At 38.6% G+C, this 12,486-nt stretch carries 11 protein-coding genes and 2 riboswitches; of the genes, 10 read left to right on the top strand and 1 reads right to left on the bottom strand.

Features of this window, described 5'->3' with window-relative positions:
- Nucleotides 1-22: 22 nt before the first annotated feature.
- Genes NCCP28_RS12420 through NCCP28_RS12405 form a run of 4 tightly spaced genes read left to right on the top strand, consistent with a single transcriptional unit; the run spans nucleotide 23 to nucleotide 4,212 of the window.
- Nucleotides 23-1,330 carry a M20 family metallo-hydrolase gene (locus NCCP28_RS12420; protein ID WP_248561712.1) on the top strand — a complete coding sequence of 436 codons (1,308 nt, stop codon included), beginning with the start codon at nucleotides 23-25 and terminating at the stop codon, nucleotides 1,328-1,330.
- 16 nt (nucleotides 1,331-1,346) lie between these two features.
- Nucleotides 1,347-2,546, top strand: a complete 1,200-nt coding sequence (locus tag NCCP28_RS12415; RefSeq protein ID WP_248561711.1) for a M20 family metallopeptidase — start codon at nucleotides 1,347-1,349, stop codon at nucleotides 2,544-2,546.
- Complete coding sequence (locus NCCP28_RS12410) at nucleotides 2,543-2,743, top strand: DUF3311 domain-containing protein (protein WP_248561790.1); 201 nt, start codon at nucleotides 2,543-2,545, stop codon at nucleotides 2,741-2,743. Before NCCP28_RS12415 ends, NCCP28_RS12410 begins: the two co-directional genes overlap by 4 nt.
- Nucleotides 2,740-4,212: a sodium:solute symporter family protein gene (locus NCCP28_RS12405; RefSeq protein ID WP_248561710.1), complete on the top strand. Its 1,473-nt coding sequence runs from the start codon at nucleotides 2,740-2,742 to the stop codon at nucleotides 4,210-4,212. Before NCCP28_RS12410 ends, NCCP28_RS12405 begins: the two co-directional genes overlap by 4 nt.
- 126 nt (nucleotides 4,213-4,338) lie before the next feature.
- Here NCCP28_RS12405 and NCCP28_RS12400 read toward each other — a convergent pair whose 3' ends face one another.
- On the bottom strand, nucleotides 4,339-4,689 hold the full coding sequence (locus NCCP28_RS12400) for a glycoside hydrolase family 25 domain-containing protein (protein ID WP_248561709.1): 351 nt from the start codon (nucleotides 4,687-4,689) through the stop codon (nucleotides 4,339-4,341).
- On the opposite strand from NCCP28_RS12400, the gene NCCP28_RS12395 reads away from it, so the two are divergent.
- The 6 genes from NCCP28_RS12395 (at nucleotide 4,661) to NCCP28_RS12370 (ending at nucleotide 12,445) form a co-directional block, all read left to right on the top strand.
- Nucleotides 4,661-5,806 carry a class I tRNA ligase family protein gene (locus tag NCCP28_RS12395; protein WP_248561708.1) on the top strand — a complete coding sequence of 382 codons (1,146 nt, stop codon included), beginning with the start codon at nucleotides 4,661-4,663 and terminating at the stop codon, nucleotides 5,804-5,806. The genes NCCP28_RS12400 and NCCP28_RS12395 overlap by 29 nt on opposite strands.
- 167 nt (nucleotides 5,807-5,973) lie before the next feature.
- Entirely contained in the window at nucleotides 5,974-7,419 is a 1,446-nt protein-coding gene (locus NCCP28_RS12390; protein ID WP_248561707.1) for a DEAD/DEAH box helicase, read from the top strand.
- Between the two features lie 424 nt (nucleotides 7,420-7,843).
- Nucleotides 7,844-7,952, top strand: a riboswitch (TPP riboswitch).
- A gap of 154 nt (nucleotides 7,953-8,106) precedes the next feature.
- Nucleotides 8,107-8,216, top strand: a riboswitch (TPP riboswitch).
- 81 nt (nucleotides 8,217-8,297) lie between these two features.
- The gene (thiW, locus tag NCCP28_RS12385; protein ID WP_248561706.1) at nucleotides 8,298-8,822 is read left to right on the top strand and encodes an energy coupling factor transporter S component ThiW; all 525 of its coding nucleotides are present in this window, start codon (nucleotides 8,298-8,300) and stop codon (nucleotides 8,820-8,822) included.
- Nucleotides 8,823-9,068: 246 nt separating this feature from the next.
- Nucleotides 9,069-10,205: a LuxE/PaaK family acyltransferase gene (locus tag NCCP28_RS12380; protein ID WP_248561705.1), complete on the top strand. Its 1,137-nt coding sequence runs from the start codon at nucleotides 9,069-9,071 to the stop codon at nucleotides 10,203-10,205.
- Complete coding sequence (locus tag NCCP28_RS12375; RefSeq protein ID WP_248561704.1) at nucleotides 10,205-11,665, top strand: acyl-CoA reductase; 1,461 nt, start codon at nucleotides 10,205-10,207, stop codon at nucleotides 11,663-11,665. The genes NCCP28_RS12380 and NCCP28_RS12375 overlap by 1 nt, the downstream gene beginning before the upstream one ends.
- A gap of 12 nt (nucleotides 11,666-11,677) precedes the next feature.
- Nucleotides 11,678-12,445 carry an SDR family oxidoreductase gene (locus NCCP28_RS12370; protein WP_248561703.1) on the top strand — a complete coding sequence of 256 codons (768 nt, stop codon included), beginning with the start codon at nucleotides 11,678-11,680 and terminating at the stop codon, nucleotides 12,443-12,445.
- The last annotated feature ends 41 nt before the right edge of the window (nucleotides 12,446-12,486 follow it).

The following is a 12,486-nucleotide window of genomic DNA, read 5'->3' as shown; positions in this document are numbered from 1 at the left end:
AAGATAAAAGAAAGGAAATCAAATGACTAATACCTCAATAAAAGAATTGCAGCATTTATTGTTAGAAAATATGGATGCTACCCTTAATCGTTCCGGTGTTTCTGGAACAAGATTGGCCTTTCGTTTAGCTGAACTAGCGAAAATAGGGTTAACAGAAGAGAATGGTTCTTATCGAATAGGCTATTCTTTAGAAGAAAAAGCAGCAAAAGAACTTGTAGCAAATTGGATGGAAGAAGCAGGTTTAAAAGTTCGAACAGACAGTGCGGGCAATGTATTTGGAAGATTGGCGGGAAGACAAGATCACATGCCGAGCATTCTTTCTGGTTCCCATGTAGATAGTGTCCCAAATGGCGGACACTTTGATGGACCACTAGGAGTGCTTGCAGCATTAGAAGTGGTAGAGGCTTGGAAGGAAACAGGATATCAGCCTGAATTTCCTTATGAGGTAGTTATTTTCTCTGATGAAGAAGGAGCAAGGTTTAATGGAGGGTTAACTGGCAGCAGAGCAGTTGTAGGCGATATAGATATGGAAAAACAAGTGACATTGATGGACTTAAATGGAGATGATTTTACTACTGTTATTAAAAACTACGGGCTTGCTGCCGAATCATTCACTGATGCTTCTAGAGATCTTGCGACTATCAAAGCATATATTGAAGTGCATATTGAACAAGGAAAAGTACTAGAAAAAGCGAATGTGCCTGTCGGGGTGGTCACTGGGATTGCTGGTCCCCTCTGGTTAAAAATCAGCATTATTGGAGAAGCAGGACATGCAGGAAATACGCCAATGATCGGCAGAAAAGATGCATTGGTTGCAGCAGGAGAATTTATTGCTGCCATTCCTCTTTTGCCATCAACGGTGAGCGATAGTGCTGTTGCAACCATTGGAAAAGTGGAGGTGCACCCTAATGGCGTCAATGTTATTCCAGGAAAAGTCGATCTTTATGTAGATGTTCGAGACATTTACACGGATACGGTGGAACAGCTTGTTGAAGCGATTCTTGCAAAAGCGAAGGAAATTACCCAAAAATATGAGATAACTTTTGATTATGAACAAACATTAAAAGTAGACCCTTTTTTAGTAAAAGAAACATTAATCGAAACATTGACAAAAGCCGTGGAAAAAGAGGGGATAAAACCTGTATATTTGCCTAGCGGAGCCGGACATGATGCGATGATTTTAGGAAGATATATACCGACTGCAATGATTTTTGCCAGAAGTAAAAACGGTGTCAGCCACAATCCTTTGGAATGGACCTCCCTTTCTGATTGTCTGCACGCTGTTCATGTATTAAAAAATGCGATTGAAAAATTAAACGAAAATAATTAGGAATGGGGAGAAAACAATGGAAGTGATTACCGCTAGTCTACGAGAGAAAATAGAAGAAGTCAAAGGTTCAGTAATTGCGTGGCGCCGCCATTTGCATCAACACCCAGAACTTTCTTTTCAAGAAGAAAAAACATCTCAATACATATACGACACGCTAGCTTCCTTTGGAAATATAGAACTGGCTCGTCCGACAAAAACAAGTGTCGTTGGAAAAATAATCGGTACAAAGCCCGGGAAAACGATAGCCCTCCGAGCCGATATGGATGCACTGCCGATCCAAGAAGAAAACAGCAGTCCATTTCGTTCCAATAATCCTGGAGTAATGCATGCATGTGGACATGATGGCCATACTGCGATGCTTCTTGGAGCAGCAAAAGTGCTTTCTGCGTTAAAAGATGAAATGGAAGGAGAAATCAGGCTGATATTTCAGCATGCGGAAGAACTTTTTCCTGGCGGCGCCGAAGAATTAGTGCAAGCAGGAGTAATGGACGATGTGGATGCTGTAATTGGCGCGCATCTTTGGGCACCTCTTGAAATTGGAAAAATAGGGATTGTATATGGGCCGATGATGGCAGCACCCGATACATTTTATATTACCGTGAAAGGGAAAGGGGGACATGCTGCACTGCCTCATGAAACGGTAGATTCAATTGCCATTGCTTCTCAAGTAGTGACAAACTTGCAGCATATTGTCTCAAGAAATACAGACCCGCTTGATCCTTTAGTATTGTCTGTTACTCAATTTGTCGCAGGAACAACTCATAATGTTATTCCAGGATCTGTTGAAATATGCGGAACAGTACGCAGTTTTGATGCCAAGTTGCGCAAAGAAGTTCCTACTCTTATAGAGCGTATTGTTAAGGGCATAACAGAAGCGCATGGCGCTGCATATGCTTTTGATTACCAATATGGCTACAGACCGGTTATTAATCAAGAGGATATAACAAAAGTTGTAGAAGAATCGGTTATTGATTTGTATGGAGAAGAAGCAGTAGACAGAATGAAGCCAAATATGGGAGGAGAAGATTTTTCTGCCTATTTGCAAAAAACTCGAGGCATGTTCTTTTATATAGGAGCAGGCAATCCGGACAAAGAGGCTGTTTATCCGCATCATCATGCACGATTTGCTATTGATGAAGATGCACTTGAAAAAGGGGTTAATCTATTTGTGCATAGCTCTTTAAAACTTTTACATGCAGAAAAAGGATGTGAATAAAAATGATTCGAGTATTGGCCATTATTCCATTTGTATTTCTTTTAGGGGGAGTATTTCTTTTTAATCAAATCACCCCATATGTGCTGGGTATGCCGTTTTTGCTGTTTTGGTGCGTATTATGGACGGTGTTAACATCGGTTATTATGGCAATTATTTATAAAATTGATCCGAAGAATAAGGAGAGTGAAGCAGAATGAATGCAGCATTAGTCATTATCTTTGCTACGATGATTTTATCCATCTTTTTAGGCATTCGAGCCAAAAAAGGAAAAGATATGGATTTGGAGCAATGGTCTGTCGGAGGACGGGGATTCGGCTCTGTTCTTATCTTTGTATTAATGGCCGGAGAAATTTATACCACGTTCACTTTTTTAGGAGGAAGCGGCTGGGCCTACAGTAAAGGTGGTCCAACTTATTATATCATTTCTTATGGCGGACTAGCCTATATTATGTCCTATTTTTTGCTTCCAAAAATTTGGCGTTATGCAAAAGAAAACAATTTATTATCACAATCTGATTTTTTTGTCAGCAAATACAAAAGTCCTTACTTAGGTATTTTAGTTTCTATTGTAGGGTTTACAGCGATGATTCCCTATTTTGTTCTGCAGCTGAAAGGACTTGGAATTATTGTATCGGAAGCATCTTATGGCCATATTTCTCCCACTATAGCGATTTGGATTGGCATTATTGTGGTTACTGTCTACGTGATGGTGTCTGGAATCCATGGTTCTGCATGGACAGCTGTTGCAAAAGATATCTTAATATTGGTTGTCGTTTTGTTTTTAGGAATTTATCTGCCTTTTCATTATTACGGAGGCATTCAGCCAATGTTTGAAGCGATTGATGCGGCAAAATCTGGTTTTCTTGCTTTGCCTGCTGAAGGCCAAAGTTCTTCATGGTTTGTCACAACCGTCCTATTAACGGCGCTTGGTTTTTATATGTGGCCACATACATTCGGATCTATTTATTCCTCACAAGGGGAAAAATCTTTCCGTCAAAATGCTATTTTTATGCCGCTTTATCAATTAGTGCTATTATTTGTCTTTTTTGTAGGCTTTGCAGCTATTCTTCAAGTGCCAGGATTACAAGGAGCAGATGCAGATTTAGCCTTGCTTCGTTTATCCATTCAAACATTTGATCCATGGGTAGTCGGCATCATTGGTGCTGCTGGAATTTTAACAGCTCTTGTGCCAGGTTCTATGATTTTGATGGCTGCTGCCACATTGCTTGCAAAAAATATTTATAAAGTACTAAAGCCAAGTGCTACAGATAAACAAGTATCCAATATGGCCCGCAATTTTGTTCCGATTGTAGCGATTATTGCTTTAATTGTTACATTTAAGGGCGGCGGCACACTGGTTGCGCTATTATTGATGGGCTATAGCCTTGTAACCCAGTTGTTTCCAACCTTGTTATTCAGTTTGATGAAAAATAATTTTGTCACAAAACAAGGAGCATTTGCCGGAATCTTGACAGGCGTATTAACGGTTGCCTATGTAACGATTTCAGGTACAACAATTGGCAGCTTGTTCCCGTTTCTTCCCCAAGCGATTCAAGATTTTAATGTCGGCATTATCGCCTTGATTATTAATTTAGTCGTATTGATTGTTGTATCTTTTGCGACAAGACCTGTAACAGCTATTAAAACAGCTCCAAAAGAAATTTAATGAAAATAAAGGGTGCAAAGAGCCAAGCTCTTTGCACCCTTTATTTATCCGGCAGTAACGGGTTTTTGACCCCCACTGATTGAAGTTTCACTTTATCTGGAATAACAAGCAGATAAGCTTATTATTTTAGCTGCTCCAAAGCACATCCAAAAGCCTGCTGTCAAATAGATTTGTATCAATATTGCATGTTTCGGCATCAATGCCATACTGCCAGCCCCATGCAAGCGAGTCTTTTGGCGCATCCACATCAAAGTCTGGTGCATTTTCTTTTGTGGTAATGCCGATATTTGGTGATGCGCTCCATAAATACGTATGATCTTTTATATCTTTTTGTTTGTCAACAGCTTCATTAAAGGTCTTCGTTAATGTTTGCTCGCCATCAAAAATGCCGGAAATTCCTGGCTTATAGTCAGAAGCGGACATTTCCTCATACCAGCCTTCTATAAAAATGGAAGCAAAATCAAAGGTAATCGACACATTTGTAAATATCCACAATTTTTATACGTTATATGCAGAATTAGATGGCTTCGACCCTCAAAGGCATGATGATGGGAAAAACACTATACTAGATACGTGGATAATATCAAGACTTCATACAACCATCTATCAAGTAACACAGCATCTAGAAGTCTATCAATTTACAAATGCAGCAAGAGAAATGGGAAAATTGATTGAAGAAGTCAGCAATTGGTATGTCAGACGTTCACGAAGCCGTTTTTGGTCAGCAGGCATGACAGAAGACAAAAGAGCGGCATATCAGACACTGTATACGGTATTGACGATAACAAGTCAACTGCTTGCACCTTTTACTCCCTTTTTAGCAGAAGATGTATACAGTCAGTTAACAGGAGAAAGCGTGCATCTTAGCAATTTTCCAGCAGATGATTCAACACTTCTAAACGATAACCTAGAAAAAGACATGCAAGCCGTATTAGATGTGGTGGAATTAGGAAGATCGATTCGCAATACAGCGTCATTAAAAGTGAAACAGCCATTAGCAGGCATTTCTGTTGTGAATAGGCCGGAAGAAATAAATTGGAAACCATATGAAGGGATTATTTTAGAAGAGCTGAAATTAAAATTAGATTTTAGAAAATCTGGCCGCAAATTCGGGAAAAATGCCAATATCGTGAATAACTGGCTGCAACAGTTGTCATCAGCTGAAGTTTCTGCTTTTTTAGTGAATGGGTTAGGAGAATCTATCAGTCCAGAAGGAGAAAAAATCCCTGTTGCTCTAGAGGATGTGATGGTGGAGAAAAAAGCTAAAGAAGGATTTTCTTCTGCATCAAATGAATCACTTACTGTTATATTAGATGTCACTATCACAGAAGAACTGATGCAAGAAGGAGTGACAAGAGAATTTATTCGTGCTGTTCAAGAATACCGGAAACAGCTGAACTTGCCAATTAATCTTCGCGTCAATCTTCAAATAGGTGGAAACGGTCCATTAATAAAGGCAATAACAAATTATCAATCGATGCTTAAGGATAATCTGTTAATGAGAGACTTAAAAATAACAGAAGAAAAAGGGGAAGGAAGCGACATAACGATTAACGGTGAAACCGTCTTTATCCACCTCGTACCAGCAGAATAATTAATAAAGGACAATGGCTAAAATAGCCTTGTCCTTGGTTAATTGTAAGAAAACTCTTTATTCCTTCAAATTCATGTATAATAAATATATTCAGATTAAGTATAAGTTATTCTTACTGGAGAATCCTATATGGAAGTTGAATAAATACTAGATAAATGAGGGAAATCATGACAGAACGTAATTTTGATCTGTTTTCATTAAGCGATGAAATCAAAAGGGCCTTATCGGTGCTGAAATATGAAACACCTACAAAGGTACAGTGTGAAGTATTGCCAAAAGCGCTTTTAAATAAAGATCTTGTGGTAAAGTCACAAACAGGCAGCGGAAAAACAGCCGCTTACGGTATTCCTATTTGCGAGATGATTGAATGGGAAGAGAAAAAACCACAAGCGTTAATTCTAACGCCAACACGAGAACTTGCAGCACAGGTGCGAGAAGACATCACCAATATTGGCCGATTTAAACGAATAAAAGCGGCTGCTGTATATGGAAAACAGCCTTTTTCCATTCAAAAAGAAGAGCTAAAACAAAAAACGCATGTGGTGGTTGGTACACCAGGACGTGTATTGGATCATATAGAAAGAGAAACTCTTTCTTTAGAACAGATCAACTATTTAATTATTGATGAAGCAGATGAAATGTTGAATATGGGCTTTATTGACGATGTGGAAACAATTATCGAAAGCCTTCCAGCAGATCGGGTAACGATGGTCTTTTCTGCCACATTGCCAACAGATGTCGAGAAGTTATGCCATCAATACATGAAAGAGCCTGTCCATATCGAGATAGAGGCAGAGCAAAAAACAGCAAAACAGATTGAACACCGTATAATAGAATGCAAAGAAGAGGACAAAATCCAGTTGCTGCAGGATGTATTAATAGTGGAAAATCCAGACAGCAGCATTATTTTCTGCCGCACAAAGGAACATGTTGATGTTGTTTTCGAACAGTTAGACGATGCAGGCTATAGTTGCGAAAAATTGCACGGGGGCTTAGAACAGGAGGATCGCTTTGCTGTGATGAATGGCTTTAAAATGGGCAATTTCCGCTATTTGATCGCAACAGATGTCGCAGCAAGGGGAATTGATATTGATAATGTCACACTTGTCATCAATTATGATGTGCCAATGGAAAAAGAAAGCTATGTGCACCGTACTGGCAGAACAGGCAGAGCGGGCAATACCGGAAAAGCAATTACTTTCGCCACACCTTATGAAAGCAAATTCGTCCACTCCATTGAGCGCTATATCGGCTTTGAAATAACCGAAATGGAAGCACCTGCTAAAGAAGCAGTGGCACAAGGCAAAGAAGCATTCGAAGAAAAAATCAATGGCCGCCGCGTTGTCCGGAACAACCGCACCGCACGCATCAATCAAGATATTATGAAGCTTCATTTTAATGGCGGCAAAAAGAAAAAGCTGCGCGCCGTTGATTTTGTCGGAACCATTGCCAATCTGCCAGGAGTAGCTGCAGAGGATATCGGCATTATCACCATCAAAGATCAGTTGACATATATCGATATTTTAAATGGCAAAGGATCCTTAGTTTTGCAGTTGATGGAACAGACAACAATTAAAGGGAAAAAAATAAGGGTTAGCATTGCACAAAAATAGAAAACAAAAAAGCTGTATCCAATGAGTAATCATGGATTGCAGCTTTTTTTGAGTATGGCAATGGTGTTTTTTTGTCGAAAAATAGCTATTCCGAAAAAACTGAAGCAAATCATTCGAAAACTGAAGCAAAACGAACAAAAATTGAAGCAATGAGTCCATTTGTTTATCAGGATATGTTCCTCGCACTTCTGCAACTAAATTGTCATATAAAAAAATTTGAAACATCTTTTCTTGAAGGAGTATACCATTTTTTTCTTCATTGTTATTCCTTCTTTCATGATATTAGTATTTCTTATTTTTTTCTAAATAATCGAATATTCTAATCTAGCAATACCTAAGGAATTTGCAAAATCCGCTAATTTTCACCAAATTGTTTCTTTACAGATGAAAATGGAGGGTATATGATTAACATAATTTCATAACGCAAAACTACTAGGGGTGTCCAGATAGTGGACTGAGAGAAAAAAGTGATTTTTTTAACCCTTGGACCTGATCTGGATCATGCCAGCGGAGGAAAGTAGTCAAGTGAAAAAAGTTATTTTCGCTAACTATCAAAGCCAGGTCTGCATAAAGGATCTGGCTTTTTTATGGCGATTTTAAGGAGAAAGCTTTTTTATTTTAACGAAGCAGGAGGGGAATTTATACATATTTACGTCAACTATCCATCAATAGTTGATAAAAACTTTATAGCTGCATTAGGGGAGCTGATTGCTTAGCTGAAATTAGAACAATAGGTTCAAAAACCCTTTTTACCTGATCTGGATTATGCCAGCGGAGGGAAGTGTAGAAAAACGATGATAGTTGTATGCGATTATGGATCGTTTTGCCTCCCCCAATTCCCTTAGTGCCTATATTTATTTCACACTGGAGGGACTTTTATGAGAAAAACACAAAAACTGACAATTACAGCAATGATGATTGCAATCGGCACACTATCAAGCAATTTATTTTATATTCCGATCGGTTTTACAAAAGTATTTCCTGTTCAGCATTTTATTAATGTCTTATCTGCTGTGCTATTAGGACCTTATTATGCAGTGGCGCAAGCTTTATGCATTTCCTTATTGAGAAACATAATGGGAACTGGCTCCGTTTTTGCATTTCCCGGAAGCATGGTTGGTGCATTGCTTGCATCCCTATTATTTTTAAAAACAAACAAAATGTATATGGCTGTTTTGGGAGAAATCATCGGTACAGGCATACTTGGTGCATTGCTGTCTTATCCAATTGCAAGCCTGTTTCTTGGGCAAAAGGCCACTTTATTCGGATTTATTCCCCTATTTATATTTAGTTCGATTGTTGGTGCATGCATAGGAGCAATTATTCTATCTGTTTTTATAAAAAATCGTGTAGCTGTTTTCCCCCCTTCTGCTGTAAATAGAAAATATACAGACAAAAATTAAGGAATGCAGGACACGCAAGTTAAAAAGAAAAGATCATTATTTACAGGAATTCCTTTGCTTTTTAAAGCAGAGGAAACAGACACTAATTACATGAATATTGATTTATCGATGTAGTATCTGTTTTTTTTCAAGTTTTGCAGCTGGATGAACAAATACAAGGAGAGTTTTTTTATCTCCTAGTATGTTTATCGTTTTTCAGTTGTTATTTGTTTATATCCCAAATTGGGTAAAAAAGGAGAATCAATCATGATAGAACATGCACAGGAAATTCAAATCAAGCTTCTTGCATTTATGGAAACATACGGTCAGCCGATTATACATAATGAACAATATGAACAGGAATTTAATGAATTGGCACTGACCATTTTTTCCTATCAATTTCAGCACAACCAAGCCTATAAAAAGTATTGCCAAAGCAAAAAAAAGACGCCTTTGATGGTGAAGCATTGGTCTGATATTCCTCTGATGCCCATTCAAGGATTTAAAGAATTGACATTATCCACTACACCGATAGAGGAAGCAGAGGCAGTATTTATGACGAGCGGGACAACTAATCCTGCTTCCAAAGGAAAAAATTATCATCCGGCACTTGCTGTATGGGATGCATCCATGAAAACGCCTTTTCAAACATATGTCCTTCCAGATAGAGAAAAGATGACGATTTTTGTTCTTTCTCCAGCAGAAGATTTAAATAAAAATTCTTCCCTTGCTCGTTATTTAACCAATGCTGTATCTTTTTTTGGCACGGAAAACAGTCGTTTTTTCTTTGATGAAACAGGTTTGAAAATGGCAGAACTAGAACAAGCATTAAAAGAATGCGAACAAAAGGGAGAACCTGTTCTTCTTATAGGGGCTACATTTTCTTATGTTCATCTAATGGATTATTTAGAGAAACATCAACTTTCTTTTCAATTGGAAAAAGGTAGCAGAATCTTTGATACCGGCGGTTTTAAAGGAAGGTCTCGTGAAGTGGAGATGGAGGAGATGTATCAAAGTTTTTATGACTTTTTTAAGATAGAAAGAAATCATTGTATTAATATGTATGGAATGACGGAATTAAGTTCGCAAATTTACGATCAAACGATTTGGTCCCATTATTCAAACATGGCGACTATACAGGATAAAAAAAGCCCTGCATGGGTTAAAACCGTTATTTTGAATACAGATACCCTTCAACCAGCAGCAAAAGGGGAACAGGGAGTCATTGCCCATTATGATTTAGCCAATTGGAATGCTTGTCTTGCTATTTTGACAGAGGATTTAGGCTGCCTAACAGAGCATGGGTTTACATTACTTGGAAGAATACAAGGTTCAGAGGCGAGAGGCTGTTCCATCGCAGTGGATGAATTGCTGCAAGCAAATACAGGTGGTGCAATTCGCTAGTGAAAAAAATAAAAGAAATACCAATCTATCATGTGCCAGCATCTATTGAATGGAAAAATTTTGAGAAAAAGAGAATAGAAACAGCAGATACTACTTTTATTTTGACGTACCCTGTCCTTACAAGCGAACAAATCAAGCATATAGGAGAAGTGGTTCGATCCAATAGAAATGACTATCTTGCTTTGTTGCCTGTACAGCAAATAATCGAAAAAATCGATCAAGCTATCCAAAAATGGCTGAATCCAGCTTATCCCCTTCGGCAGCTAGCGGAAAAGCTTCTTCCAGAAATCACCGGCTATGACAAAGAAATGGTTCGCCTGGAATTAAAAAGATACATGAGAACTTTCCGAAAAAAAGAACTTCTTCGTTTTTTAGACGAAGAGTTGGATCAAGGAGCTTTATTGGATGAATTTCGTCCCCGAAAATCTGGAGGGATGAGTCGTGCCTTTGGACCCGCTGCCATTTTTCATGTTTTCTCAGGCAATGTGCCTGGTGTACAAATTTGGAGCATAATCATGGGGCTTATATTAAAATCAGCATGCCTTGGAAAAACATCCTTTTCAGAACCATTACTTCCTGCTTTATTTGTTCAATCGTTAGCAGAAGTGGATAAGCAATTGGCAGAAGCAATGGCAATCCTTCCATGGATTGGAGGATCCTCTTCTTTGGAAGAAAGGGCAATCGAAAGGGCAGAAGCCATTATTGTATATGGTTCCAATCAAACAGTGGAAACATTAAGAGAAAAAGTGCCCACTGAAAAAAAGTTTCTCCATTATGGACATAAAATAAGTTTTGCGATGATTGGCAAAGAAGCTTTAACTTCCGACTACTATGCAGAGACTGTCCATAAATTGGCAGAAGATGTATCTGTATATGACCAGCAAAGCTGTTTATCACCTCAAACTATTTTTGTCGAAGAAGGGGGAGCCATTACTGCAAAAGGTTTTGCCCAAATGCTTGGAGCAGAACTAGCAAATTATCATAAAAAAAGGCCAAGAGCCAAACTGGCTGATGAAGAAGCGATGTCTATACAAAAAATAAGAAATGTTCATCAATTAGAATCATTGAGAAACAGTGAAACTACCGTATATGAAAGCCATTCCGACACTGCTTGGACCGTTATTTTTCATAAAAGTCCAGGATTTGCAGGATCGCCATTAAATCGGACCATACATGTTTTTTCTTGTGAAAATCTAGAACATGCAGCGGAATGTATTGTCCCTTATCAGCAATACTTGCAATCTTGTGGTCTTGCAGTTGCTCCACAACGGCTGTTTACGCTTGCTGATTTATTAGGGACAATTGGAATAAACCGCATTTGTCCGATTGGAGAGATGAACCGGGCGAAACCAGGCTGGCATCATGATGGCGGATTTAACCTTCTTGATTTAGTGAGAATGGTGGATATAGAGAGAAATGTAGAAGACTATATAGAGCGCTTTGATCCTGATGTGGAATAGAAAGAAGGGGTAATGATGGTAAATAATAAAGTGGCTTTAATTACTGGTGCCAGCAGGGGAATTGGTGCTGCAATCGCCAAAAAATTGGCAAGTGAAGGTGCTTTTGTTGTGGTTAACTATTTGAAAAATAAAGAACTTGCCGAAAAAGTGATAGAAGAAATAGAAAGTCAAGGGGGACAAGGGGTTGCTTTGCAAGCAGATGTGCAAAATGCCGAACAGGTTGGCCTGATGGCTGCCCAAATTATCGATTCCTTTGGTGCAATTGATATTGTCATAAACAATGCATTAAGCCATTATACGTTTAATCCCAAAACAAGAAAAACAGCATGGGATATTGATTGGCAAGACTATCAAAATCAATGGGAGGGCAATGTTCACGGCGCATTTAATATCTGCCAAGCAGTTTTGCCGTATATGAAAAATCAAATGAGCGGGAGAATTATTAATATTGTAAGCAACTTAATCGATTTTCCTGTTATTCCTTACCATGATTATACAACATCAAAAATGGCTCTTTTAGGATTTACTCGAAACCTGGCAAAAGAATTGGGCGTTTTCAGGATTACTGTTAACGCCATCGCTCCAGGCTTAACTTATCCAACGGATTCTAGTATGGAAACCAAAGAAGATATACGGGAGAAAATTATGGAAATGACTCCTCTGAAGCGTTTAGCAGTGCCTGAAGACATTGCTGGCAGTGCTTTATTTCTTGCATCTGATCTAGCTTCCTTTATGACAGGTCAATGTCTTTATGTCGATGGCGGACTAGTGATGAAATAATAGCATAGGCAAATAAAAACAGCCTTACTAGATTACTAGTG

The organism is Niallia sp. NCCP-28 (assembly GCF_023168165.1).
Taxonomy (GTDB): Bacteria; Bacillota; Bacilli; order Bacillales; family Cytobacillaceae; genus Niallia.
This window is presented reverse-complemented; position numbering and strand designations above follow the sequence as displayed.